We start from the raw sequence: 25,137 nt of genomic DNA on the forward strand, positions 1-25,137 counted from the left end.
GCCGCTCCTCCGCGCCCGACGTCGGTCCCCGCCGCGGCCGCGCTGCCCGTCATCGCGAAGCCGCCGATCCGCAAGCTCGCGAAGGACCTCGACGTCGACCTCCTCGAGGTGCAGGCCACCGGCCTCGCCGGCGAGGTCACCCGCGACGACGTCATCCGCCACGCGTCCCAGGCCAGCGTCTTCCGCAACATCCAGACCCCCGCGTGGGCCGACTCCCGCGAGGAGCGGATCCCGGTGCGCGGCGTCCGCAAGGCCATCGCCGCCGCGATGTCGCAGAGCGCCTTCACCGCGCCGCACGTCAGCGTCTTCGTCGACGTCGACGCGACGCGCACGATGGAGTTCGTCAAGCGGCTGAAGAACTCGCCCGACTTCGCCGGCACCAAGGTGTCGCCGCTGCTGATCATGGCGAAGGCCATCATCTGGGCGGTCCGGAGGAACCCCACCGTCAACTCGGCGTGGACCGACTCCGAGATCATCGTGCGCCACTACGTCAACCTCGGCATCGCCGCGGCCACCCCCCGCGGACTGATCGTCCCGAACGTCAAGGACGCCCAGTCGATGAGCCTGCTCGAGCTGGCCCAGGCCCTCGAGAAGCTCACCCTCGACGCCCGCGACGGCAAGACGGCGCCCGCCGACATGCAGAACGGCACCATCACGATCACCAACATCGGCGTCTTCGGGATGGACACGGGCACCCCGATCCTGAACCCGGGCGAGGTCGCGATCATCGCGCTCGGCACGATCAAGCAGAAGCCGTGGGTCGTCGACGGCGAGGTCCGTCCCCGCTACGTCACCACGGTCGGGGGTTCCTTCGACCACCGCGTCGTCGACGGCGACGTCGTCAGCCGCTTCGTCGCCGACGTGGCGAGCGTGCTGGAGGAGCCGGCGCTGCTGCTGGACTGAGCGGACTCCTCCTTCGTCGTCGTCCGCTCCGCGGTCGGCTTCCGCAGGGGGTCGCGTCCCGTGGAGCGGGGTGCGTTCCGCTACGGCGATCCGCTGGCACGCGGATCGCCGGTTCGCTGTGCTCGTTTGAGCTGACTGCTCCTTCGTCGTCGTCCGCTCCGCGGTCGGCTGTCGCAGGGGGTCGCGTCCCGTGGAGCGGGGTGCGGACCGCTGCGGCGATCCGCTGGCACGCGGATCGCCGGTTCGCTCGGCGGTTCCCGCCGTCGTTGACGGGTGGTGGTCGGAGCTCGCGCAGCCTGCTGGTCGAGCAGCCGCCGCGGGCGGCGTCTCGAGACCCGCCTGCTCTGGAGTGAGTGGGTCTCGATACGTCCGCTGCGCCGGCTACTCGACCAGCAGTATCGGCGTCCCGCAGCCTGCTGGTCGAGTAGTCACCGGAGCCGTCGTCTCGAGACCTGCGTGTTCTGGAGTGGGTGGGTCTCGATACGCCCGCTGTGCGGGCTACTCGACCAGCGAGGTGGGGGAGCTCGCGCAGCCTGCTGGTCGAGTAGCCGCCGCGGGCGGCGTATCTAAACCCGCCACCGAGGGCGGGGGCTACGCCGTCAGCGCGACCGCCGTCCACGACACCGGGGGCAGCGTCACCGTGAGGGTGCCGCCCTCGAGGGAGGCGTCGATCGCGTCGCGCAGGCCCACGCGCTCCTGGTCGTCCTTCGTGTTCTTCGCGTAGGGGTCCTCGTCGAAGAGGGCCACCGCCTCCGCGATGCTCGAGACGCCCAGGCCGGACACGTCGACGGTGACCGTGATCGACTCCGTCTGCGAGCGGTTCACGAGGAAGACCGACGAGCGGTCGCCGTCGTGCGTCGCGACGGAGTCGACGAGCGGAGCCTCGCCGTGGCGGGCGGTGGAGTACGTGCCCGCCTCGATCCGCGGCTTGAGCACGGTGCCCGACGCGAGACGCGCGGTCGTCGAGAACGGGAAGAACGTGGTCTGGCGCCACGCCGCTCCGCCCGGCTCGGTCATGATCGGCGCGATCACGTTGACCAGCTGCGCGAGCGAGGCCGAGGTCACGCGGTCGGAGTGCTTCAGCAGCGTGATCATCAGGTTGCCCAGGACCACCGCGTCGGCGACCGAGTAGACGTCCTCGAGCAGGCGGGGGGCGTAGGCCCACTCGCGGGTGCTCTGGTCGCCCTCGGCGTCGGCCTTCTCCTTGGCCTGCCACTCCTCGAGGTACCAGATGTTCCACTCGTCGAAGGACAGCATGATGTCCTTCGACTTCTTGAGCTTGTACTTCACGTGGTCGGCGGTCGCGACGACCGTCGCGATGAAGTACTCCATGTCGAGGGAGGAGGCCAGGAACGAGCCCAGGTCTCCGCCGTACTCTTGGTAGTACGCGTGGCACGAGACGTACTCGACGTCGTCGTAGGTGTGCTCGAGGACGACGCGCTCCCACTCGCCGAAGGTCGGCATGCCGGATCCGGACGAGCCGCAGACCACCAGCTCGAGCGACGGGTCGGCGATCTTGAGCGCCTTGGCGGTGCGGGAGGCGAGCTTGCCGTAGTCCTCGGCGTTCATGTGGCCGACCTGCCAGGGGCCGTCCATCTCGTTGCCGAGGCACCACATGCGGATGTCGTAGGGCTCGGTGCCGCCGTTGGCGATCCGCTGGTCGGCGAGGGCGGTGCCGGCCGGCCCGTTCGCGTACTCGAGCACGTCGAGCGCCTCGAGGACGCCGCGGGTGCCGAGGTTGACCGCGTACATGATCTCGCTGCCGGTGAGCTCGGCCCAGCGGGCGAACTCGTCGAGTCCGACCTCGTTGGTCTCGAGCGAGTGCCAGGCCAGGTCGCGGCGGCGGGGGCGCTCGGAGCGCGGGCCCACCCCGTCCTCCCAGCGGTAGCCCGAGACGAAGTTGCCGCCGGGGTAGCGGATGGTCGTGCTGCCCAGCTCCTTCACCAGGTCCACCACGTCGAGGCGGAAGCGTCCTCGTTGGCGGTGGGGTGGCCGGGCTCGTAGATGCCGTCGTAGACGCAGCGGCCGAGGTGCTCGACGAACGAGCCGAAGATCCGCGGATTCACGGGGGCGACGACCGCGGTGGGATCGAGGGTGATCCGGGCCGAGGAGGTGGACGGGACGGCGCGGGGAGCGTCGGTCATGACAGGGCCTTTCTGAGGCGGTGACGGGCCCCTCCTGTTCCGGAGGGGAGTGGTGCGCGGGTGCGGCCGGTCACTTGACCGAGCCGATGGACAGCCCGCCCTGCCAGTACTTCTGCAGGGTGAGGAAGGAGACGATCAGCGGGATCACCGAGATGAGGGCCCCGACGATCACGAGGTTCCACAGCGACTGCCCGCCGGTGTTGACCGACGCCTGGGTCTGCCAGGTGCCCAGGCCCACGGTGACGGGGAAGAGCTGCGAGTTCGAGAGCATCACGAGAGGGAGGAAGTAGTTGTTCCAGGTTCCCACGACCGACAGCAGCAGCACCGTCACGAGCGCGGGGCGCAGCAGCGGCAGGGCGACGCGGAAGAAGACCGTGATCTCGCCCGCCCCGTCCATCCGCGCGGCGTCGAGCATCTCCTCCGGCACCGCGTCCTGCGTGTAGACGCGCATGAGGTAGACCGCGAACGGGTTGAGCATCGAGGGCAGGATGACCGCCCACATGGTGTTGGTGAGCTGCGCAGCGCTGAACATGACGAACAGCGGGATGACCAGGGCCGTCGCCGGCACCATCACGGAGCCCAGGACCAGCGAGAAGAAGGCGTTGCGGCCCTTGAACGCGTACGCCGCGAAGCCGTAGCCCGCGAGCACCGACAGGACCGTCGCTCCGAGACCGCCGACGAAGGCGTAGAGGAACGAGTTGCCGAGCCACTTCCAGTAGAGCCCGTTGGAGTAGGTGAACAGCGAGCCGATGTTGGTGAAGAACTCGAAGGAGTCGCCGAACCAGAGCGGGCTGACGGTTCCGGAGAAGAGGCCGACCTGGTCCTTCGTCGACGCCACCACGAGCCACCAGAACGGCAGGGCGAAGTAGACGACGAAGGCGAGCAGGATCACGTGGGGGAGCAGCTGGCGTCCGCCGCGGCGGCTGCGGGCGCGGACGGCGTCCTCGCGTCGCTGCACGCGGTCGCGCTTGGGGGCGAGTTCGAGGGTGCTCATGAGAGTCCGTTCCGCTTCTTCGTGGCCGCCAGGAACAGGTACGACCCGACGAACACCACCAGGCCCAGCGCGAACGAGATCGCGGAGGCGTAGTTGAACTGGTTGTAGGAGAAGGCGAGCGTGTAGGCGTAGATGTTCGGCGTGTAGGACGCGTCGATCGAGCCGGACGCCAGCGAGCGCAGGATCTGCGGCTCGGTGAAGAACTGGAGCGTGCCGATGAGGGCGAAGACGAGGATCAGCACCATCGAGGAGGAGATCATCGGGATCTTGATCCGCAGAGCCGTCTGGAGCGCGCTCGCGCCGTCGAGGCGGGCGCCTCGTACACGGCGGGGTCGATGCCCTGCAGGGCCGCGTAGATGATGATCATGTAGTAGCCCGCCCACTGCCAGGTGACGACGTTGACGAGGCTGCCGAAGATCGACTCCTTGCCGAGCAGGTTCGGAGCGTCGAGGCCGAACCAGCCGAACACCTCCGAGGCCGGGCCGAACGAGGGGCTGTAGAGGAAGCCCCACATCAGCGCGCCGATGACGGCGGGCACCGCGTACGGCACGAAGATCATCAGCCGGGCGAAGCGCGAGAACCGCGAGGTGAGCGCGTCCAGCATCAGCGCCGCGATCAGCGAGACCAGCATCTGGATCGGGATCAGGATGAACGCGAACCGGACCACGAGCCAGACGCCCTCGAGGAAGAGGGGGTCCGAGAACGCCTTGGCGTAGTTCGCGAACCAGACCCACTCGGTGCCGGTGGCGACGGTCTTGTTCTGCAGGCTCAGGATGAACGAGTAGATCAGGGGCGTGATCAGGAAGACCACGAGGAAGACGCCGAAGGGGGCGACGAAGACCCAGCCCCAGCGGGCGCGGCGCGAGGCGACGACTCCGGTGCGGGGCTTCTTCGTGCGGCGTTCGGCGGTGGCGGCGGGCGCGGGGACGACGAGGTTCGACATGGTGCTCCTTCGAGACGGGACGGGGCGGCCGCCGCCCTCGCGGACGGCGGCCGCCGGTCGTCAACCGACCGTGTAGCCCTGACCGGCGGCGTAGTCGCTGACCGCGGTCTGGTAGGTCGCGAGGGCGTCCTCGACGCTGGACTCGCCGCTGTTGACCGCGTTCACGGCCTCGGTGAGCTTGTCGTAGGCGAAGTTCTGGAACGGCGAGACCTGGAAGCCCTGGTACTCGGTCGCGGCGGTGAGGAAGACGTCCTTGTTGATCCGCTGACCCCCGAAGAAGTCGTACTCGAGGTCCGCGAAGTAGTCGGACTCGAGGATCGGCTTCCAGAGCGGGAACAGCGCGCCCTTCTCGATGCCGATCTTCCAGGCCTCCTCGGTGCCGAAGATCTCCTTGGCGACGAGGGCCGCCGCCTCCTTGTCCTCGGCCTGCTCGGTCACCGCGAACGCGGATCCGCCGATGTTGATCTGGGTCGGCTCCTCGCCCTCCCACTGGGGGACCGGAGCGGCGCGCCATACGGCGTCGGGGTCGGCGCCCTCGAAGCCCTGCAGGTAGCCGGGCAGCCAGGCGGCGGCGATGACGGACGCGTAGGTGCCGTCGACGAGGTGCGTGTTGTAGTCGGTGGTCGAGCTGTCCTCGGTGCCGACGAGGCCCTTGGTGACGAGGTCGTTCCAGTAGTTCATGACCTTGGCGCTGGCCTCGTCGTCGAGGTCGACCGTGACGTCGGTGCCGTCGACGGTGTAGGGCACGGAGCCGGCCTGCGCGAAGAGCGCCTGCTGGTACGCGCGGCCGTTGCCCGCGTAGTCGGTCATCAGGGTGCTGGAGCCGGCGTCCTTGAGCGCCTGCGCGGCGGCCGCGTACTCCTCCCACGTGGTGGGGACGGGGATGCCGTACTCGTCGAGGATGTCCTGGCGGTACAGCATGCCGACGGGTCCGCCGTCGACCGGGATCGCGTAGGTGGCGTCACCGCTGGAGACGTCGGCCCAGGCGCCCTCGGAGTAGTTCTGCTGCACGTCGGACGCGCCGTACTCGTTCAGGTCGACCAGGGCGTCCTGCGGGATGTAGCTCTGCACGACCTCGCTCTCGAGCATGACGACGTCGGGGGCGCCCGAGCCGGCCTGCACGGCGGTGGTGAGCTTGGTGTACTCGTCGTTGCCGGCGCCGGCGTTGCTCCAGCAGATCTGGACGTCGTCGTGGCTGTTGTTGAACAGGTCGACCACGCCCTCGAACTCGGGGTACCAGGCCCACATCGTGACGACCTTCGCGTCCTCGTTCACGATGGTGTTCTCGCAGTTGGCGGCGTCGCTCCCGGCGGAGCAGCCCGTGAGAGCAGCGGCGGAGGCCGCGACGGCCACCCCCGCGGCCAGCAGTCTCTTCGAATGACGCGTCATTGCGTTTCCTTTCGGATGCGGCCGTCGTCGGCCTGAGGAGGGTTCCACGCGGGAGCGGGGAGGTTCTGCAGCGTGTCCCCGTCGTTTCTACAACGATGGAGACAACGTTGTAGAGATGATGATGCGGAGTCGCCGCGGCGCTGTCAAGAGCGGCTCGCCGAGCGGCTCGGGCGGTGTCCGCCCAGCCGGTCGTGCTGGACTGGACGAGTGGGAACGATCGACGCGTGCAGCCTCCTCGCCGACCGGGTGGAGGCGCTCGCCGCCTCCGATCCGCCGCCCAGGGCCCTGATCCGCGCGGTGGCGCGCGACATCGCCGGCATCCGGGGCGGGCTCCTCGGGCCCGTCGATCTGCTGAGCGGCGGCCGCAATCGCATCCGCGGCCGCGGCTTCGCCGAGCCGTACGACGACGACACCCGCGGGCAGGCGCGCCACTTCGCGGGCGTGGCCGGAGCGACGCTCCACCTCGGCGGTCCGCTCGCGCACCTGCTCCTGCGCACGGTCGGCGGCGACGCCGCGGGCAGTGCCGACGACCGGCTCACCGAGCGGGCCGTGGAGTGGAGCCGGCTGCTGCGGCGAGGTCGTCTGCCGGTGCGCGAGGCGGGGGAGTGGATCCGCCGCGAGATCTGCGACTGCGGCTGAGCGCTCAGGCGGGAGCGCTCGACTCCCGCGCCACCACCGAGAACGCCGCGGTGCGCAGTCGGTGCGGACCCGTCTCGGTGCCGTCGATGCGCGCCTTCAGCACGTCGACGGCGGTCTGGGCGATCTCCTCCCGCCCCGGGTCGATCGAGGACAGGCTCGGGACCGAGTAGCGCGACTCGTCGATGTCGTCGAAGCCGATCACCACGACGTCGCCGGGCACGTGGCGCCCCGCATCCTGGAGCGTGCGGATCGCCCCGAGCGCGAGCGTGTCGTTGAAGGCGAAGACGGCGTCGAAGTCGACGCCCGACTCGATGATGCCGCGCATCGCGACCGCGCCGTTGGCCCGGTGCCAGGGGCCGGAGTAGCCGATCAGCCGTTCGTCGTAGGGCACGCCCGCCGCCTCCAGCGCCTGCTCGTAGCCCCGGGTGCGGAGCACGGCCGAACCCACCTCCTCGCCGGCGTGCGCGCCGAGCGCGACGATGCGCCGGCGCCCGCTCTCGAGCAGGTGCTCCGTGGCGGCGCGCGCCGCCTCGACGTTCTGCATCGTGACGTGGTCGACGCGCTCGGTGAAGATGCGCTCGCCGAGGAGGACGAGCGGGTAGTCGACGGCGAGGGCGGGCTCGTCGGACATGTCGATGCCGAGCGGGCTGAAGAGCAGGCCGTCCGTCAGCTGCCGACGCGGAGAGCTGAGGACGCTGCGCTCGCGGGCCGGATCGGCCCCGGTCTGCTCGATCAGCACCGTGAGACCGCGGCGGTCGGCCGCGCGCATCACGCTGTCGGCGAGCTCGGCGAAGTAGGCGAGGCTGAGCTCGGGGAGCGCCAGGCCGATCACTCCCGTGCGGCCCCTGCGCAGGCTCCGCGCCGAGAGGTTCGGGCTGTAGCCGAGCTCCGCGATCGCGGCCTCGACCTTCTCGCGGGTGGCCGGACGGATGTGCGGATAGTCGTTGATGACGTTCGAGACCGTCTTGATCGACACTCCGGACGCGCGCGCGACATCGTGCAACGTGATCGCCATCGGTCCTCCTCCGCTCGGGGGTGCGCCCAACCTACAACGTTGTACCACCGCACGTCCCGCGCCGTCCTGTTCTCCCGGGACACGGTGTCGCGGCGGAGGGGCGCCGCGGGCGGAGCGGAGGCGCCGCGGCCGTGTCGCGGTCGGCCGGTGCAGGGCGCGTCCCCCACGCTGGAGACTCGACGAGAGGGGGCGCGATGGACGCGCGCGAGCACGAGGTCCGCCGGCGGATGGACGCCCACGAGCTGTACACCGATGCGGGCGACGGTCTCGAGGCGCTCGAGGAGGAGCGGATCCGCGGCAAGGAGCTCGCGCACGCCTACAACGCCACCGGTCCCCGCGAGGCGGACGAGCGCCGCCGGCTGCTGCACGAGCTGTTCGAGGCGGTCGGCGAGGGGGTCTGGGTCGAGCCGCCGCTGCACGTCGCCTACGGCAACCGCGTGCGCCTGGGCGAGAACGTCTACGTGAACTTCGGTCTGACGCTCGTCGACGACGTCGAGGTCGTGATCGGCGACCGGGTGATGATCGCCCCGAACGTCACCATCAGCACGACCGGTCACCCCGTGCACCCGGAGCTGCGCCGCGACGGCACCCAGTTCTCGGCGCCGGTCGTGATCGAGGACGACGTGTGGATCGGGGCGGGCGCGATCCTGCTGCCGGGCGTCGTGATCGGCGCGGGCTCGGTCGTGGCCTCGGGGGCGGTCGTGACGGCGAGCGTGCCTCCGCTCGTCGTCGTGGGAGGAGTGCCGGCGCGCGTGCTGCGGGCGATCGGCGACGGCGACCGCGAGTGGGAGTACCGGGCGCCGCGGATGCTGGGCTGACCCGGGGGCGGCGCTCGGCTGTGCAGGGCGACCAGCCCTGCTGATCGAGCAGGCCGCGCAGCGGCCGTATCGAGATCCGCGGTGTCCAGCGGGGTGTTCTCCCGGGCTCGGTAGGCTCCGCGGGTGACCCGCTCCCGACTGATCCTGCTCGACATCGACGGAACGCTGATGGACGGCGGCGTCGTCGCCCCCTCGGCCGCGGAGGCCGTCGCGGGTGCGCGCCGCAACGGCCATCTGGTGCTGCTCGCGACCGGCCGCTCGCGCCCCGAGATCCCGCAGAAGGTCCTCGACCTCGGCTTCGACGGGGTCGTCTCGGCCGCGGGCGGGTTCGTCGAGCTCGGCGGCGAGCTCGTCTCGCGGAGCACGATGCCGGCGGACGCGGTCCGCGAGGTCGTCGACTTCTTCGAGGCGCACCGGATCGAGTTCACGCTGCAGGCGCACGACGCCGTGTTCACGAGCGGCGGACTCGCGGCGCGCGTCGCCGAGCTGCACGCCCGCCGGGGCGAGGCGGTGGAGCCGGTCGTCGAGACGCCGCGCGGCCCCGCGCCGACCGAGGGGATCGCGAAGGCGACGTTCTTCGGCGACCACGACGACACCTTCGCCGTGGTGCGCGACGGCCTGGGCGAGCGCTTCCACGTGGTCACCGGCACCATCCCATACCTCGGGCACGCGGGCGGCGAGGTGAGCCTGCCCGGCGTCGACAAGGGCGCGGCGCTCCTCGCGCTCGCCGAGCGGCTGGGGCGGGCGGTCGAGGACACGGTGGCGATCGGGGACAGCTCGAACGACGTCGAGATGATCACCGCCGCCGGGCTCGGGATCGCGATGGGCAACGCCACCGACGACGTCCTCGCGATCGCCGACGACGTGACGACGTCGGTGCACGAGGACGGAGTGCGGACGGCGTTCCTCCGTCACGGCCTGATCTGAGCCTGCCCCGGGCCGTCGGACCCGGGGCCGACGGCGATCAGGTGTACCAGGAGGGCTCGGGCACGTCGCCCAGCAGGGCGAAGACGCCCACCTCGCGCCGCTTGTACGCGATCGGGTCGTGCAGCGAGTGGGTGCGGAGGTTCCGCCAGTAGAGGTCGAGCCCGACCGTGCTCGCGCTCGCGCGCGCGCCGGTCAGCTCGAAGACGCGGGTCGCCGTCTCGAGTCCGTCCTCGACGATGCGGGCCTTGGCCGCCGCGATGCGCACCGCGATCTCGCCGCGACGGCGGGGCGTCAGCTCCTCGCGCGGAGCGTGCAGCACGGCCGAGAGCTCGGCTCCGGTCGCATCGATCAGCGCCTCGGCCGCCCAGAGCTTGGCCTGCAGATCGCCGTAGCCCTCGAGGAGGTACCACTCGTCGGTCGCGCGCTCCTTGTCGTCGCCGCCGAAGGGCCAGGCGCGGGTGCGCTCGCGGGTGTAGCGCGCGGCGTGCTCGAGGGCGCCCTGCGCGATGCCGAGGTAGAACTCGGCGAAGACCTGCTGGATCGTCGGCACGTTCAGCGAGTTGTAGACGAGCGGCTGGAACTCGCGGTCGACGAAGCCGGCGGCCGCGGCCCACGGCACGCGCACGTCGCGGATCTCGACCGAGCCCGACTCCGTGAGCCGCTGCCCGAGGCTGTCCCAGTCGCGGCCGAAGACGATGCCGTCCTGCGCGGTCGGCACGATCGCGAAGACGTGGGTGTCCGTGCCCTCGAGGATCCCCTCGAGCACGGTCAGGTCGCTGACGACACCTCCCGTCGAGAACGACTTGCGGCCCGAGAAGACGAGCTCGTCGCCCTCCTCGCGGATCGAGAGGTCGGAGTCGCGCGGGTTCACGGCACCGCCGTAGAGCAGGTCCCCTTCGGTGGCGAGCTGCTCGACGGCTGCGATCTGCCCGGGGGTGCCGACGAGCCGCGCCGCCCACGCCCAGAGGTAGTGGTAGCCCAGCAGCTGGCCGATCGAGCCGTCGGCGCGCGCGACGGTGCGGATCACGCGCAGGGCGGTGGTCCACTCCTGCCCGCCGCCGCCGTGCTCGCGCGGGCCGAGCAGGGTGACGAGTCCGGCGTTCTTGAGCAGGGCGACCTCGGTGAAGGGTGCCGCGCCGGCGCGGTCGCGCTCGAGCGCGTCGACCGCGAGGATCGAGGCGACCTCGTCGGCGCGGGCGATCCACTGGGCGGGGGAGTCGGGGCGCGGGGTGCCGGACCAGCGGTCGGTGAGCGGGTCGCCCAGCGCGGTGGCGCGGGCGGCGGGCTCGTGGCCGGTGGGCGGGGTGGTGGTGCCGGCGGGCGTGGGGGCGGATGCGGTGCTCACGGTGGTCCTCTCTCGAACGGTGCGGCGACTCTCGCAGCCGGCGGTGCCGCCCGCACCGTGTGCGTCGAGGAGTGACGGCGTGTGACTCCGCGCGTCGCGGGTGCGCGTCAGGCCGCGTCGCGCCTCCTGTCGACTTTGACAATCGTTATCAATAGTCGGTACCGTGAAGCACCCCGACCGTCCGACTCCGGACTCAGATTGGCTTCCTCCGTGACGACCCGAACCGCACGCACGCGCTCCCTCTCCGCCGCCGCCCTCCTCGGCGCCGCGGCCCTCGCCCTCTCGGCCTGCTCCGGTCCGGGCGCCGCGTCCGGCGCGAGCGACGACTCCGGTCTCGTCTCTATCGTCGCGTCGACGAACGTCTACGGCGACCTCGCGCAGAGCATCGGCGGCGACCTGGTCGAGGTGACGAGCATCATCGACAGCCCGGAGAAGGACCCGCACGAGTACGAGGCCACCGCGCGCGACCAGCTCGCCGTGTCGGACGCGCAGCTCGTGATCGAGAACGGCGGCGGCTACGACCCGTTCATCGACACGATGATCGACGCGTCCGGCTCCGAGGCGCCCGTCGTCACCGCGACCGTCGTCGCCGGCCTCGAGGACGAGCACGAGGGCGAGGAGCACTCCGAGGAGGAGGGCGCCGAGGAGGAGGGCCACTCGGACGAGGACGGCCACGAGCACGCCGCCTACAACGAGCACGTCTGGTACGACCTCGCCGTCGCCCGCGACGTCGCGACCGGGATCGCCGACGAGCTCTCGAGCATCGACCCCGACAACGCGTCGACCTACTCCGCCAACGCCGACGCCCTCACCGCCGACCTCGACGCGCTGATCGAGCGCGAGCAGGAGCTCAAGGGCACCCTCCAGGGCCGCTCGATCGCCATCACCGAGCCCGTGCCCCTGTACATGACCGAGGCTCTCGGCCTCGTCGACGCGACTCCGGAGGAGTTCAGCGAGGCGATCGAGGAGGGCACCGACGTGCCCGCCACGCTGCTGCAGGAGACGCTCGCCCTGTTCTCGGACGGCGCCGTCGACGCCCTGGTCTACAACGCGCAGACCTCCGATGCGCAGACGGAGGCGGTGCTCGAGGCCGCGAAGGCGGCCGGGATCCCCGAGGTCGCCGTCACCGAGACGCTGCCGGACGGCGAGGGCGGGTACGTCGGCTGGATGACCGCGAACCTCGACGCCGTCGAGGGGGCGCTCTCGTCGTGACGCCCCCGTCCCCGATCGATCGGCCCGTCTCCCCGGAGGCGGGCCTTCCGGCGTCTCCGGCCGTGCTGCGGATGCGCGGCGCCGGCCTCCGCTTCGGCTCCCGGGAGCTGTGGGGCGGAGTGGACCTCGACGTGCAGGCGGGCGAGTTCGTCGCCGTGCTCGGCGCGAACGGATCCGGCAAGACCAGCCTGCTGAAGGCGGTCCTGGGCCAGCAGCCGCTGAGCACCGGCGAGCTGCAGGTGCTCGGCGCTCCCGTGCACCGCGGCAACCGCCGGATCGGCTACATCCCCCAGCAGAAGCTCGCCGACGACGGCACTCCGCTGCGCGCCCGCGACCTGATCGGCCTGGGCATCGACGGCCACCGCTTCGGGCTGCCGCTGCCCTCGCGGGCCCGCCGCGAGCAGGTCGACGCCCTGCTCGCCGCCGTCGGGGCGACCGAGTACGCCGACGCCCCGCTCGGCAGCCTCTCCGGAGGCGAGCAGCAGCGCGTCCGCGTCGGCCAGGCCCTCGCGGGCGACCCGGCCCTCCTGCTCTGCGACGAGCCGCTGATCGCCCTCGACCTGGCGCACCAGCGCGCGGTCAGCGAGCTGATCGACCGGCACCGGCGCGAGCGGGACCTGGGCGTCCTCTTCGTGACGCACGACGTGAATCCGGTGCTGCGGATGGTCGATCGCGTGCTGTACCTCGCCGGGGGCCGGTTCCGCATCGGCACGCCCGACGAGGTGCTGCGCTCGGAGGTCCTGAGCGACCTGTACGACGCGCCCGTCGACGTGATCCGCGCCCGCGGTCGGATCATCGTGGTCGGCGCCCCCGACCACTCGCACGCGCACGAGCACGAGTCGGAGCACCGGCACGCAGCGGAGCACCGCCACGAGCCCGAGCGCCGGCGCGAGCACCGCCACGACACCCCGGAGGAGCGCGCCTGATGGACGACGTCTGGTCGCAGATCTTCGACTTCTCGGACTACGGAGCGCTGCTGGCGCTGCTGCGGAACTCGGTCATCGCCGGCGCCGTCCTCGGCGTGGTCGGCGGGCTCATCGGCGTCTTCGTGATGTCGCGCGACATGGCGTTCGCGGTGCACGGCATCAGCGAGCTGTCCTTCGCGGGCGCCTCCGCGGGCCTGCTGCTCGGGATCGGCGTGGTGCAGGGATCGATCGTCGGCTCGCTCGTGGCGGCGCTGCTGATCGGCCTGCTCGGCTCCCGCGCCCGCGACCGCAACTCGATCATCGCCGTGCTCATGCCGTTCGGCCTGGGCATCGGGATCCTCTGCCTCGCGCTCTATCCGGGCCGCAGCGCGAACAAGTTCGGCCTGCTCACCGGGCAGATCGTCGCAGTCGACGACCCGCAGCTCGGCTGGCTCATCGCGATCTCGGTCGTCGTCGTGATCGGGCTCGCCCTGATCTGGCGCCCCCTGACCTTCGCGAGCGTGGACGCCGACGTCGCGGCGGCCCGCGGAGTCCCGACGCGCGGGCTGTCGATCGTCTTCATGCTGCTGCTCGGCCTGGCCGTGGCCGTGTCGGTGCAGGTCGTCGGCTCGCTCCTGGTGCTCGCGATCCTGGTGACGCCGGCTGCCGCCGCCCTGCGGATCTCGGCCTCGCCGGTGATCGTGCCGCTGCTGAGCACGCTCTTCGCGGTCGGGTCGCTGGTCGGGGGGATCCTGCTGGCGCTGGGCGGCTCGGTGCCGATCAGTCCGTACGTGACGACGATCTCGTTCACGATCTACGTCGTCTGCCGGATCGCCGGGCGGCGGGGAGTCCGGCATCGGCGATCACCGGCGCTCGCCGGGGCGGGGGTATAGCGTGGCCCGGGTCGTGAGACGGGAAGGTGGTCCGGTGGTCAAGCGGAACACGTGGCAGAGGGAAGCGGTGCGCGAGGCGCTGACCGGGCGCGACGACTTCGTCAGCGCGCAGGGGCTGCACAGCGCGCTGCACGCGTCGGGCTCGCCGATCGGCCTGGCGACGGTGTACCGCGCGCTCGCCGACCTCGCGGTCGAGGGCGAGGCCGACTCGCTGCAGTCGCCCGACGGCGAGAGCCTCTACCGGGCGTGCACTCCGGGGACGCACCACCACCACCTGATCTGCCGGCGCTGCGGGCTGACGGTGGAGATCGCGGCCGACGAGGTCGAGACCTGGGCGCGCTCCGTCGCCGGGCAGCACGGCTTCACCGACGCGCACCACGTCGTCGACGTGTTCGGCCTCTGCGCCGAGTGCACGAGGGCGACCGCGGACTGAGGCGGCTCAGGCCGGCAGGAAGACGCCGGCCGCCCGGTCCTTCACGACCGCTCCGGCGGGCAGGACCCGGCCGCTCATCGCGATGTAGACGCCCGGCGGCAGCAGCTGCACCGCGGCCACCGCGGCGCCGAGGTTGAAGGACGCGTCGCTGTCCCGCATCCGCGCGGGCTGCATCGCGCCGGTCAGCACCACCACGCGGTCGCGGACGGTGCCGATCGCCTCGGCCGTGGCGGTCATGGTGTCGGTGCCGTGCGTGAGGACGATGCGGTCCTCCTCCGCCTCGAGGACCCGCTGCCGGATGAGGGCGCGGTCGTCGTCGTCGAGGTCGAGGCTGTCCTTCGCGAGCACCTCCTCGATGCGGAACTCGAGCGTCGAGAGCACGGGCTCGAGCAGGCGCGGGATCGTCGGAGCACCGATCACGAGCTTGCCCGCGAGCGAGTACTCCTTGTCGATCGTGCCGCCGGTGGTGAGGACGAGGATGCGATCTGTCACTCCCTCACAGTAGAGCGGGCCTCCGACACGGGCGGCGCGGCGTCCGGCGCCGGGATCGTGGTCGGCCGGAGCTCCTCCGAGCGGTCAGGGGCCGGCTGCCGGGGGATCGCACGATGGCCCCAGCGGTTCCACGCCGCGATGTAGATGGCGAGTCCGGTGACGAGCCCCGCGATCACCCACAGCACGACGAGGTAGTCGATCCACGAGCCGACCGGCGGCGAGCCGGGGAGGAAGTTCCGCAGCGGGATGACGGCGAAGAGCATCGCGCCGATCCAGCTCGTGAGGGTGGCCTCCACCCTCCGGCGGCCGGTGTAGGCGCTGATGGCGACGAACAGGACCAGCACCGGGGTGACCGCCATCAACCCGAGCAGCACGATCCCGAAGGCGACCGTGCTCGCCGAGCGGGTCGCGGTGATGATGACCGAGGTGAGCGCTTCATCGCCGTCGGCCGTGGGGACGGTGTCGCCGGGGTGGGCGGCCGTCACGGTGTTCAAGTGCCATCCCGGCACGGAGTCGTCGATGCAGACCCGGGTGGGCACCGCGGTGTGCTCGTGGTCGTCGTGATCGTCCTCCCCGAGGAAGGCGAACGTCGTCAGGTCGGCCCGGTAGCTGTCGAAGGGCCACTCCTCCACGGTCCCCTCGGCGAAGTCCGACTGCACCGAGCTGTCGAGCACTTCGCCCGCCGGGAACGTCAGGACGCTCGGCCCGTCGACCGGGAACGTCACCAGGCTGATCGTCTCGTCGGCCGTGTACCCGTCGGAGGAGGTCAGGCCCTTCGAGGGCACCAGCGTCATCTGGAACTCGAGCCGCTGGCGGGCCGCGTTCACCTCCGCCGGCTGGAGCTTCACGGTGACGGGGTCGTCGCCCGCGACGACCGTCTCGCATCCCTCGCTCGAGTCCCGGATGCCGCCCGCGTACGTCAGCACGACCGTCGCGTACACGAGGACCGCCGCCAGGACGGCGAGGAGGACCGGCCATCGACGGCGCCGGGGACGAGGGCGGGGGTCGGTCATCTGCCGAGCATAGGGTGCCGCCTCGCGGCGCCGACGAAGGACTGGAGTGGCGACTGCACGGGCCGACTGCACGGAGCCTCCGGTGCACGCGGTGCGCTCGTACCGGAGGCCCCGATCCTCAGCCCTTGACCGCTCCCGCGCTCAATCCCTGCACGAGGAACTTCTGCACGTAGGCGAACAGGACGACCACGGGGACCACAGCGATCACCCCACCGGCGGCGAGAGCGCCGAAGTCGGTCCCGAACTCGCCCAAGAGGTAGCTCAGACCCACCGGGATCGTGAACTGGTCCTGGCTCGAGAGGAACATGATCGCGAAGAGGAAGTTGTTCCACGCGCTGATGAAGGCGAACGACCCGACCGCGACGATGCCCGGGCGCAGCAGCGGCAGGACGATCAGGCAGAACGCCCGGACGCGCCCGCAGCCGTCGACCCAGGCCGCCTCCTCCAGGTCGATCGGCACGTTCCGGATGAAGCCGGACATCAGGACCAGCGAGAGCGGCAGGTGGAACACCGTGTCCGAGATGATCAGGCTCCAGAGCGAGTCCGTCAGCCCCAGGCCGTTGAAGATCTCGAACAGGGGGATGAGCATCATCGCCCCGGGGATGAACTGGGTGCAGAGCATCACCAGCAGGAAGGCCGACTTGCCGCGGAACTGGAACCGCGCCAGACCGTAGCCGCCCAGGAGCCCGATGAGGGTGGAGACGACGAGGCTGGCCACTCCGACCGAGAGGCTGTTGACGAAGTAGATCCCGAAGCCGGAGCCGTTCCACACCGTCACGAAGTTGTCGACGGTCAGCGGCCACGGGAGCAGCGAGGTCGATCCGGCCGGGCGGAAGGCGAAGAGCAGCATCCAGTAGAACGGCACGAGCGTGAAGACGAGGGCGACGGCGAGCGGACCGCCGAGCAGGAGCCGCTCGCCGATCCGACGGCGGTTCGCCCTCCGCTGGTGCGCCCGCTCCTCGACGGGGATCGCGGGGGCGAGGGGGCGTTCGAGTGCCGTGGTCATGACTGGTCCCGTCCGAACTTGCTGACTCTGAGGTAGGCGACGGTGAAGACCGCCAGGATGACGAAGGCGACCACCGTGAGCGCGGATCCGTAGCCGAAGTCGCGGTCGTGGATCGCGGTCTGGGCGACGTAGAGCGGGAGCGTGGTCGTGGAGCTCGCGGGCCCGCCTCCGGTCAGGGTGTAGAGGAGGTCGACGTTGTTGAACTCCCAGATGGCGCGCAGCAGGGTGGCCAGGATCACCGCCTGGCGGATGTGCGGCCAGGTGATCGAGACGAACTTGCGGATGCGGCCGGCGCCGTCGACCTCGGCCGACTCGTAGAGGTCGAGGTTGACCGACTGCAGATCGGCCAGGATCAGGATCGCGAAGAAGGGCGCGCCCTTCCACAGCTCCGCGAGCACGACGGCCCAGAAGGTGGTGTCCTCGTTCGCGAGGAGGGACGTGCCGTAGCTCCCGATGCCGAGGTCGGCGAGGTAGCGGCCGACACCCGTGGAGGGGTTGTAGATCAGCAGCCAGATCGTGGTGGTGAGGATGCCGGCGACCGCCCAGGGCGAGAAGACCAGCGCCCGCACGATCGCGCGTCCGCGGAAGCTCTGGTTGATGAGCAGGGCGAGGGCGAGGCCGAAGACGAACTGGAGGCCCACCTCGACGACCACCCAGCGCACGGTGAACCAGATGCTGCGCCAGAAGAGCGGGTCCTGCGAGATGGCGACGAAGTTGTCGAAGCCCGCGAAGCCGTTGTAGATCGGCAGCGTCACGTTGTAGTTCTGCAGGCTGTAGTAGAAGACGCTGAGCACCGGGTAGAGGAGGAACACCACGACCAGGGCGACGGCGGGGGAGATGAGCGCGTAGGGGTACCAGGCCGTCGAGCGCCGCCGTCGAGCGGCAGCGGGTCGAGCGGCGGACCGCCGGGAGACGGGCGGGGAGGAGGTCGTCATCGTCGGATCCTTGCGATCGGGGGCGGGCGCGACCGGCGCGCCCGCCCGGAGGGGGCGACTAGTCGGTGGCCGCGTCATAGCGCTGCTGGGCCTCGGTGAGCGCGTCGGCCCAGGTGCCGAGGAAGTCCTCGACGGGGAGCTTGCCCTGGAGCACCAGCTGCCAGTCCGGCTGCATGTCGGAGGCGGTGATGGAGGTGAACTCCGGGAGGTAGAACGGCTGGTCGAGGACCACGGCGTCGGGGGAGGCGCTCGCCGCGGCGGCGGCGGCGATGGCCGGGTTCTCGGCGACCCAGTCCTGCTCGGCGACGGCCGTGTTCCCGGGGATGTAGCCGGAGGCCTGCGCCCAGAACCCGTTGCCCTCCTCGCTCATCGTGAACTCGAGGAACTTCCAGGCCGCCTCCTGGTGCTCGCTCGCCTCGAACATCGCGAAGCCGGTCGTCATGCGCCCGGTCAGGACCTGCGTGCCGTCCTCCGCGGGGAACGGGACCGCGGCGCCGATCGCGTCGGCTCCGACGGCGGCGACGAGGGTCGGGTAGGAGCCGATGCTGTGGCTGAGCATCGCCGTGCTCCCCGCGCCGAACTGGGCCACCATCGTCTTGAAGTCGGCGGTGAGGTCGCTCTCGGCGGTCGTCGCGCGGTAGAGGTCGACGTACTTCTGCGCCGCGTCGACCACGGCCGGGTCGTCGAGCGTGGACACGCCGTCCTCGTCGAAGAAGGTCGACACCCCCGCCTGCGGGTAGACCATCTCGACGAACTGCGAGAAGAACCCGGTTCCTCCGCGCAGCGTGTAGCCGAACCGGCCGGACTCGGCGTCGGTCAGGGTCTGCGCCGCCTCGAAGAAGTCGTCCCAGGTCTCGGGGGCGTCCAGCCCCGCCTCCTCGAACCAGTCCTTCCGGAAGTAGACGGTGTCGGCGAGGCTCGTCGCGGGAGCGAGGTACAGCGCGCCGTCGGGTGACGCGGCCTTCGTCGACGCGACCATGGTCTCGTCGATCCGGTCCGCCCATCCGCCCTCCTCGAAGCGGTCGTCGAGCGGCGCGAGGGCGCCCTGTGCGACCAGGGCGGACAGGTCGGACGCCTTGGGCGTGAGCAGATCCGGCGTCGAGTCGGTCGCGAGGGCGGTGCCGATCTTCTGCATGTAGGAGTCGGTCGGCAGGCCGAGGTAGTCGACGGTGATGCCCGGGTTCTCGGCCTCGAACATCGTGATGAGCTTTTCGAGGTTCGCCGTCCGCTCGGGGCGGGTGTCGGTGTCCCAGAGCTCGAGGACGATCGGGTCGTCGGGGGAGCCGGTCGCGCCGGTGGAGGCGCCTCCCGCGCAGGCGGTGAGGGCGAGGATCGGGAGCAGCGCGAGGCCAGCGAGAACGCGGGGTCGGGGCTGGGGAGACAGACGCATCATTGCGAATTCCTTTCATCGAGCGACATCGGCGCCGCTGGAACATCATATATTAGACACAATGCGCTACTCTGACGGAAGACGTCGAAGGGAAATCCATGAACACCGCACCGAAGCAGTCGCCCCAGGCACCGCTCTCCCGCACGGCCTTCGTCGCGCAGGAGCTGCGCCGCGCGATCCTCGCCGGGGAGCTGTCCGCAGGGCAGGCCCTGGTCGAAGCCGATCTGGCCTCGACCTTCGCCATGTCCAAGACACCGGTCAGAGAGGCGCTGAAGACCCTCGCCGGGGCCGGGCTCGTGACGATGAACGAGTACCGCGGCGCCTCCGTCCGGGTCGTCGACGCCGCGCTCGCGCGCCAGGTGTTCGACATGCGCCTGCTCCTCGAGCCCGCGGCGGTCGAGCGTGCGGTCGAGGCGGGCTTCGACACCGCTCCCGCCCGCGCGGCGCTCACCCGAGCCCAGGAGGCGGACGGCGCGGGGGAGCGCAGCCTCGAGAACCGCGACTTCCACCGGCTCCTCTACAGCGCCTGCGGCAATCCGCTGCTCATCGCGACCCTCGACGGTCTGCGCGACCAGACCGCGCTGATCACCGTCACCGCGTGGCGCAACTCCATCTCGTGGCGGCACGAGGCGGGCGAGCACCTCGCGATGCTCGAGGCGGCGGAGCGGGGCGACGCCGACGAGGCGCGCCGGCTCGTCGAGTCGCACGTCGACAGCTTCGCGACGCGTGCCCTCGCCCAGCTGGAGGTCCAGTCGTGAGCGCGCTCGACGCCGGGCTGCTCGCCGCACGGGCGAGCCTCTCGGACGTCGTCGCGATCCCCGTCACGCCGTTCCGCGACGGGGTGCTGGCGCTCGACGTCTACGCGGCACTCCTCGAGCGGCTGCTCGACGCGGGAGTGGGCGTCCTCACTCCCAACGGGAACACCAGCGAGTTCTACGCCCTCCGGCCCGAGGAGCGGCGCGAGCTGCTGGTCGTCACCGGCGAGCTCGCCCGCGGCCGCGCGGCGGTCCTCGCGGGAGTGGGCCTCGATGTCGCGACCGCCGTCGCCGACGCGCGGCTCGCCGCGGAGCACGGGGCGACGATGGCGATGATCCACCAGCCCGTCCATCCCTACGTCTCGCGCGCCGGCTGGATCGACTACCACGCCGAGATCGCGGCGGCGGTGCCCGATCTCGGGATCGTCCTCTACGTGAAGAGCACGGCGGTCGACGGGGCGATGATCCGCGAGCTGGGCGAGCGCGCCTGCACCGTCATCGGAGTGAAGTACGCCGTGCCCGATCCGGTGCACTTCGCGAAGGTGCGGCGGGAGGCGGGGGCCGAGCGCTTCATTTGGATCGCCGGTCTCGCCGAGCCGTACGCCCTGTCCTACGCTGCGCACGGGGCGACCGGCTTCACCTCGGGGCTCGTCACCGTGAACCCCCACCTGTCGCTCGACCTGCGCGACGCCCTGCGACGCGGCGACCTGGAGGCCGCTCGCACGATGGTCGACAGCATCGCCGCCTTCGAGGAGCTGCGCGCCGCGAACACCAACGCCGACAACGTCAGCGTCATCAAGGAGGCGCTCGAGCAGCTCGGCCTCGCCTCGGCCGAGGTGCGCGCCCCCAGCTCGCCCCTGACTCCGGCCGGCCGGGAGGCCGTGAGCGGGATCCTCGCCGAGTGGGCGCTCGAGCGCTCGCTCCTCGCCCCCGGCGCGCGCGCCCTCGCCACGACCTGACCCGATCCTCGACCCGGAAGGAGCAGCGTTGCTTCCTCACGACCTCGCCGTCCGCTCGACGGAGCCGGCCACCGCCGCCTCCGAGCGCAGGACCCGCTACCGCTGGACCATCGTCGGATTCTCGGCGCTCGGACTCACCATCGCCTACCTCGACCGGGCCGCTCTCAGCGTCGCCCTCCCGTTCATGGCCGAGGAGTTCGCCATCGGCCCGGCAGTCCAGGGCCTGCTCCTCTCGTCGTTCTTCTGGACGTACGCGCTGTTCCAGCTGCCGTCGGGGTGGCTGCTCGACCGCTTCGGACCCCGGGTGATCTATCCGCTCGCGGTCGGCTGGTGGTCGGTCTGGACCACCCTGACCGCCCTCGCGACCGGCGTCGGGTCGGTGATCGTGTTCCGCCTCGGGCTGGGCATCGGCGAGGCGCCCGTGCAGCCGGCGAACATCACGATCGTGTCCAAGTGGTTCCCGCGGCGCGAGCGGGCTTTCGCGTCGAGCCTGTTCGACATGGGCCAGCAGATCGGCACGGCGCTCTCGGTGCCCCTGGTCACCGCCCTCGCGCTGTTCGGCGGCTGGCGGCTCGCCTTCGTGGTCATCGGAGTCGCGGGACTGCTCTGGATCGTCGGCTGGCTGACCGTGTACCGGGCTCCCGAGAAGCACCCGCGCGTGAACGCGGCGGAGCTCGCGCACATCGTCTCCGATCGGGGGGAGTCGTCGACCGGCGACGGGGCGGGCCGGCCGTGGCGGGCGCTGCTGCGCGACAACCAGGTCTGGGCGCTGACCCTCGGCTACGTCTTCCGCTCGCTGGCCGGTGCGTTCTTCCTCACCTGGTACCCCAGCTACCTCCTGAACGACCGCGGTCTGACGAAGGAGGAGTTCGGCCTGGTGGGGGCGCTGCCGGCGCTGATCGCCATCGCCGCAGGCATCGCCGGCGGCGTCGTGTCCGACCGGATGCTCGCCGCCGGACTGTCGACGAACGTCGCCCGCAAGGTGCCGATCCTCGCGGGGCTCGTGCTGAGCGCCTGCATCGGATTCAGCCCGTTCCTCGAGAGCAACGTGCTCGTGATGGTGGTGCTCACCGCGTCCAGCGCCGCGCACTCGTTCGCGGGTGCGGCGATCCTCAGCCTGCCCGCCGAGGTGGCCGCATCGCCCGACACCGTCGGCTCCGTCGCCGGCTTCCAGAACTTCGGATCCCAGCTCGGCAACCTGATCAGCCCGATCGCGATCGGATTCGCCCTGGCCGCGACGGGCGGCTCCTACGTCGGGCCACTCGTGTTCGCGGCGGCCAGCTGCCTCATGAGCGCGGCGATCTACGGGTTCTGGGTGCGCATCCGGCCGCTCGTCCCGAACCCCGCCCCCACCACCGACGGAAGGACCCCGCGATGACCCGCATCGACCGCATCCGCACGTATCTGCAGCGGGTGGGGGACCGGCCGCGCGTCCTCGTCAGGATCACCACCGACGACGGGCTGGACGGGTGGTCGGAGGTCTACAACCACGGCCCCGACCTCGCGTTCCCGCCGATGATCGAGTACTTCGCGCACCAGCTGCGCGGCTGGGACGCCACCCGGACCTCGGCCGTGAACCAGTTCCTCCTCCAGTCCTCCCGCTTCCCGCCGGGAGCGATGGGACTCGCCGCCATCGCCGCCATCGACCACGCGCTGTGGGACATCGCGGGAAAGGCTGCCGGTCTCCCCGTCTACAAGCTGCTGGGAGGAGCGGTGCGCGACCGGGTCCGCGTCTACGCGGGGCTGTACTCCGCTCCGGACCCCGCCGAGCTCCTCGACCGCACGCAGCGCCTCCATGCCGAGAACGGCTTCACCGCCTTCAAGCTCAGTCCCTACCGCGTCGACCTGCACTCGACGCGGTTCGGGCTGGTCGCAGCTGAACTGGGCCGCTACTTCGGCGAGGTCAGGGAGAGCCATCCGGACCACTGGGAGTTCGCCTTCGACGCCCACGCCTGCCTGTGGGAGCCGCGGCAGGCGGTGGAGCTGGGAGCCGCGCTGGCGCCGAACGAGCCGCTCTTCCTCGAGGAGCCGATCCGTCCCGAGCACCTGCCGGCCTGGAGCCGGCTGCGCTCCGAGATCGCCGTGCCGCTCGCCACGGGCGAGTCGCTCTACACGCCGCACGAGTTCCTGGGTCTGCTCACCGCTCAGGGCGCCGACATCGTGCAGCCGGACATCTGCGTGGTGGGAGGGCTGACCCAGATGATCCGGATCGCCCACCTCGCCGAGGCGCACTACGTGCCCGTCGCGCCGCACAACCCGCTCGGCCCGCTCGCCACCGCCGCGAACCTCCACTTCGCGGCGGCGACCGTGAACTTCTCGATCCTGGAGTTCAAGCCCGATCCCGTGTCGTGGTGCCGGGACCCGTACGAGCCGGTCGACGGCCACCTCGAGCTTCGGCCGGAGCGGCCCGGCTGGGGGATCGAGATCGACGAGGACGCCCTGCGCACGGACGACTGGGTCCGCTGGGACCGCCGAGTACCCGTCAGGCCCGACGGCTCGACGGCGTGGATGTGAGGAGAACCATGAGCACTGCACCGACCACGATCGACGACCGCACGCGACTGCGGCCCGGCGACGACGACAGCGCAGCGGTCGCCCGGGCGGTCGCCACGGCCGTCGCGGCGAGCGAGCGGCTCGCGCGGATGCCGCGAGCGGACCGGGCGCGGCTGCTGGAGCGGATCGCCGACGGCCTCGAGGAGCGGCGCCCCGACATCGTGCGGACCGCCAATGAGGAGACCGCCCTGGGGGAGGGCCGTCTGAACGGCGAGCTGACCCGTACCGTCTACCAGCTCCGCTTCTTCGCGGACGTCGTGCGGGACGGAGCGCACCTCGAGGCGATCATCGACCACGAGGGCGACACCCCTATGGGTCCCCGACCCGACCTGCGGAGGATGCTCGTCCCTCTCGGCCCGGTGGCGGTGTACGCGGCCAGCAACTTCCCGCTCGCCTTCTCGGTCGCCGGCGGGGACACCGCCGCGGCGCTCGCAGCGGGCTGCGCCGTTGTCGTGAAGGCGCATCCCGCTCACCGCCGCACGAGCGAGCTCGTGCACTCGGTCCTCACGGCGACGGCGGGGGACGCCGTCGGACTCGTCCACGGATTCGAGGCGGGTCTCGACCTCGTCCGGGCGCCGGAGATCCGCGCCGCGAGCTTCACGGGCTCTCTCGCCGGTGGTCGCGCGCTCGCCGATCTCGCCGCGGCGCGACCGGCTCCGATCCCGTTCTACGGAGAGCTCGGCAGCGTGAATCCGATGCTCGTGACGCCCGCGGCGGCGCAGGCCCGGGCGGAATCGATCGGGGAGGGGCTCGCCGCCTCCGTCGCCCTCGGCGGGGGCCAGTTCTGCACGAAGCCCGGGGTCGTGCTGGTCCCGGCCGGTCCGGCGGGCGATGCGCTCGTCGACCGGCTCCGGGACTCGCTCGCCGCCGTCGAGCCGCACTCCGCGCTGACACCGGGGATGGCGGCGTCGTACGCGGAGGGCGTTCGCGAGCGAGCGTCCGAGCGCGGCGCGGAGCTGCTCCTGCGGACCCCCGCGCCGGAGGGGTCGACCGGCCCCGCCCTGCTCGAGGTCCCGGGCGGCGACCTCCCGCCCCTGCTGCGCGAGGAGTGCTTCGGTCCGGTGGCCGTCGTCTCGCGCTACCGCGACGACGCGCACGCCGCGGCGATCGCGCGCACCCTGCCCGGAACGCTGACGGCGTCGCTGTTCGTCGCGGACGGCGACGACGGCGTCCCGCTCGCGCGCGCCGCGCTCTCGGCGAGTGCCGGCCGGATCCTCTACAACGGCTTCCCGACCGGGGTCGCCGTGGCCTGGGCGCAGAACCACGGGGGTCCCTGGCCCTCGACCGACTCCACGCACACGTCCGTCGGAGCGACCTCGGTGCGCCGCTTCCTCCGGCCGGTCGCCTGGCAGAACGCCCCGACCAGCGAGCTGCCGGTGGAGCTGCGCGACGGCGAGTCGGACATCCCGCGACGCGTCGACGGCGTCCTGGTGCTGGGGACGAGGGCGGCGGTTCCTGCGAGCCGGACGTGATC

The 25,137-nt window shown here is 71.4% G+C and carries 24 protein-coding genes and 1 pseudogene; 13 read left to right on the forward strand and 12 right to left on the reverse strand.

Features of this window, described 5'->3' with window-relative positions; genetic code table 11:
• The coding region (locus B0T42_RS05510; RefSeq protein WP_139344427.1) for a dihydrolipoamide acetyltransferase family protein at positions 1 to 903 on the forward strand (903 nt) is incomplete at its 5' end.
• Between the two features lie 591 nt (positions 904 to 1,494).
• Here the strand turns inward: B0T42_RS05510 and arfA are convergent.
• From arfA to B0T42_RS05530, 5 genes and pseudogenes are all read right to left on the reverse strand, one after another.
• Positions 1,495 to 3,047, reverse strand: a pseudogene (gene arfA / locus B0T42_RS05515) (arabinosylfuranosidase ArfA).
• Positions 3,048 to 3,117: 70 nt separating this feature from the next.
• Entirely contained in the window at positions 3,118 to 4,041 is a 924-nt protein-coding gene (locus tag B0T42_RS05520) for a carbohydrate ABC transporter permease (RefSeq protein WP_077222269.1), read from the reverse strand.
• Positions 4,038 to 4,301, reverse strand: a complete 264-nt coding sequence (locus B0T42_RS21070; protein ID WP_236720140.1) for a hypothetical protein — start codon at positions 4,299 to 4,301, stop codon at positions 4,038 to 4,040. The genes B0T42_RS05520 and B0T42_RS21070 overlap by 4 nt, the downstream gene beginning before the upstream one ends.
• Positions 4,298 to 4,984, reverse strand: coding sequence for a carbohydrate ABC transporter permease (locus tag B0T42_RS05525; RefSeq protein ID WP_236720141.1), 687 nt, complete (start codon positions 4,982 to 4,984; stop codon positions 4,298 to 4,300). Before B0T42_RS05525 ends, B0T42_RS21070 begins: the two co-directional genes overlap by 4 nt.
• Before the next feature lie 60 nt (positions 4,985 to 5,044).
• Positions 5,045 to 6,373 (reverse strand): ABC transporter substrate-binding protein, encoded by a 1,329-nt coding sequence (locus tag B0T42_RS05530; RefSeq protein ID WP_077222270.1) that lies wholly within the window; start codon positions 6,371 to 6,373, stop codon positions 5,045 to 5,047.
• A 207-nt stretch (positions 6,374 to 6,580) separates the two neighbouring features.
• Here B0T42_RS05530 and B0T42_RS05535 point away from each other — a divergent pair, with 207 nt between their 5' ends.
• Positions 6,581 to 7,012: a hypothetical protein gene (locus tag B0T42_RS05535; protein ID WP_077222271.1), complete on the forward strand. Its 432-nt coding sequence runs from the start codon at positions 6,581 to 6,583 to the stop codon at positions 7,010 to 7,012.
• 4 nt (positions 7,013 to 7,016) lie between these two features.
• On the opposite strand, the gene B0T42_RS05540 is transcribed toward B0T42_RS05535, so the two are convergent.
• Positions 7,017 to 8,027, reverse strand: a complete 1,011-nt coding sequence (locus B0T42_RS05540) for a LacI family DNA-binding transcriptional regulator (RefSeq protein ID WP_077222272.1) — start codon at positions 8,025 to 8,027, stop codon at positions 7,017 to 7,019.
• A 194-nt stretch (positions 8,028 to 8,221) separates the two neighbouring features.
• Between B0T42_RS05540 and B0T42_RS05545 the strand changes: the two genes are divergently transcribed.
• Together B0T42_RS05545 and B0T42_RS05550 are read left to right on the forward strand one after the other, a co-directional pair.
• A complete protein-coding gene (locus tag B0T42_RS05545; protein WP_077222273.1) occupies positions 8,222 to 8,845 on the forward strand; it encodes a sugar O-acetyltransferase in 624 nt (207 codons plus the stop codon).
• Positions 8,846 to 8,968: 123 nt separating this feature from the next.
• A complete protein-coding gene (locus B0T42_RS05550) occupies positions 8,969 to 9,772 on the forward strand; it encodes a Cof-type HAD-IIB family hydrolase (RefSeq protein ID WP_077222274.1) in 804 nt (267 codons plus the stop codon).
• 37 nt (positions 9,773 to 9,809) lie between these two features.
• On the opposite strand, the gene B0T42_RS05555 is transcribed toward B0T42_RS05550, so the two are convergent.
• On the reverse strand, positions 9,810 to 11,117 hold the full coding sequence (locus tag B0T42_RS05555) for an acyl-CoA dehydrogenase family protein (RefSeq protein WP_201788489.1): 1,308 nt from the start codon (positions 11,115 to 11,117) through the stop codon (positions 9,810 to 9,812).
• A gap of 210 nt (positions 11,118 to 11,327) precedes the next feature.
• Here B0T42_RS05555 and B0T42_RS05560 point away from each other — a divergent pair, with 210 nt between their 5' ends.
• The 4 genes from B0T42_RS05560 to B0T42_RS05575 all read left to right on the forward strand — a co-directional run bounded on the left by B0T42_RS05560 (position 11,328) and on the right by B0T42_RS05575 (position 14,560).
• Positions 11,328 to 12,329 carry a metal ABC transporter substrate-binding protein gene (locus B0T42_RS05560; protein ID WP_077222275.1) on the forward strand — a complete coding sequence of 334 codons (1,002 nt, stop codon included), beginning with the start codon at positions 11,328 to 11,330 and terminating at the stop codon, positions 12,327 to 12,329.
• Positions 12,330 to 12,400: 71 nt separating this feature from the next.
• On the forward strand, positions 12,401 to 13,255 hold the full coding sequence (locus B0T42_RS05565) for a metal ABC transporter ATP-binding protein (RefSeq protein ID WP_077222326.1): 855 nt from the start codon (positions 12,401 to 12,403) through the stop codon (positions 13,253 to 13,255).
• Positions 13,255 to 14,127 (forward strand): metal ABC transporter permease, encoded by an 873-nt coding sequence (locus B0T42_RS05570; protein ID WP_077222276.1) that lies wholly within the window; start codon positions 13,255 to 13,257, stop codon positions 14,125 to 14,127. Before B0T42_RS05565 ends, B0T42_RS05570 begins: the two co-directional genes overlap by 1 nt.
• Before the next feature lie 34 nt (positions 14,128 to 14,161).
• Complete coding sequence (locus B0T42_RS05575) at positions 14,162 to 14,560, forward strand: Fur family transcriptional regulator (protein WP_055786018.1); 399 nt, start codon at positions 14,162 to 14,164, stop codon at positions 14,558 to 14,560.
• Positions 14,561 to 14,566: 6 nt separating this feature from the next.
• Here the strand turns inward: B0T42_RS05575 and B0T42_RS05580 are convergent, their stop codons facing one another.
• The 5 genes from B0T42_RS05580 to B0T42_RS05600 form a co-directional block, all read right to left on the reverse strand.
• Positions 14,567 to 15,052: an asparaginase domain-containing protein gene (locus B0T42_RS05580; protein WP_077222277.1), complete on the reverse strand. Its 486-nt coding sequence runs from the start codon at positions 15,050 to 15,052 to the stop codon at positions 14,567 to 14,569.
• Positions 15,049 to 16,065, reverse strand: coding sequence for a DUF4436 family protein (locus B0T42_RS05585; RefSeq protein WP_077222278.1), 1,017 nt, complete (start codon positions 16,063 to 16,065; stop codon positions 15,049 to 15,051). The genes B0T42_RS05580 and B0T42_RS05585 overlap by 4 nt, the downstream gene beginning before the upstream one ends.
• Before the next feature lie 118 nt (positions 16,066 to 16,183).
• Positions 16,184 to 17,071, reverse strand: coding sequence for a carbohydrate ABC transporter permease (locus tag B0T42_RS05590; RefSeq protein WP_077222279.1), 888 nt, complete (start codon positions 17,069 to 17,071; stop codon positions 16,184 to 16,186).
• A complete protein-coding gene (locus B0T42_RS05595; RefSeq protein ID WP_077222280.1) occupies positions 17,068 to 18,006 on the reverse strand; it encodes a carbohydrate ABC transporter permease in 939 nt (312 codons plus the stop codon). The genes B0T42_RS05590 and B0T42_RS05595 overlap by 4 nt, the downstream gene beginning before the upstream one ends.
• Before the next feature lie 58 nt (positions 18,007 to 18,064).
• Positions 18,065 to 19,399 (reverse strand): ABC transporter substrate-binding protein, encoded by a 1,335-nt coding sequence (locus B0T42_RS05600; RefSeq protein ID WP_077222281.1) that lies wholly within the window; start codon positions 19,397 to 19,399, stop codon positions 18,065 to 18,067.
• Positions 19,400 to 19,494: 95 nt separating this feature from the next.
• Between B0T42_RS05600 and B0T42_RS05605 the strand changes: the two genes are divergently transcribed.
• The 5 genes from B0T42_RS05605 to B0T42_RS05625 are packed head-to-tail and all read left to right on the forward strand — an operon-like array spanning position 19,495 to position 25,135.
• Positions 19,495 to 20,154, forward strand: a complete 660-nt coding sequence (locus B0T42_RS05605) for a GntR family transcriptional regulator (RefSeq protein WP_055786039.1) — start codon at positions 19,495 to 19,497, stop codon at positions 20,152 to 20,154.
• Positions 20,151 to 21,110 carry a dihydrodipicolinate synthase family protein gene (locus B0T42_RS05610; protein WP_201788490.1) on the forward strand — a complete coding sequence of 320 codons (960 nt, stop codon included), beginning with the start codon at positions 20,151 to 20,153 and terminating at the stop codon, positions 21,108 to 21,110. Before B0T42_RS05605 ends, B0T42_RS05610 begins: the two co-directional genes overlap by 4 nt.
• Before the next feature lie 28 nt (positions 21,111 to 21,138).
• Complete coding sequence (locus B0T42_RS05615) at positions 21,139 to 22,488, forward strand: MFS transporter (RefSeq protein ID WP_158078049.1); 1,350 nt, start codon at positions 21,139 to 21,141, stop codon at positions 22,486 to 22,488.
• A complete protein-coding gene (locus tag B0T42_RS05620) occupies positions 22,485 to 23,624 on the forward strand; it encodes a mandelate racemase/muconate lactonizing enzyme family protein (RefSeq protein WP_077222283.1) in 1,140 nt (379 codons plus the stop codon). The genes B0T42_RS05615 and B0T42_RS05620 overlap by 4 nt, the downstream gene beginning before the upstream one ends.
• A gap of 8 nt (positions 23,625 to 23,632) precedes the next feature.
• Complete coding sequence (locus tag B0T42_RS05625) at positions 23,633 to 25,135, forward strand: aldehyde dehydrogenase family protein (RefSeq protein WP_077222284.1); 1,503 nt, start codon at positions 23,633 to 23,635, stop codon at positions 25,133 to 25,135.
• Positions 25,136 to 25,137 lie beyond the last annotated feature (2 nt).

The organism is Rathayibacter rhapontici (assembly GCF_001995175.1).
Taxonomy (GTDB): Bacteria; Actinomycetota; Actinomycetes; order Actinomycetales; family Microbacteriaceae; genus Rathayibacter.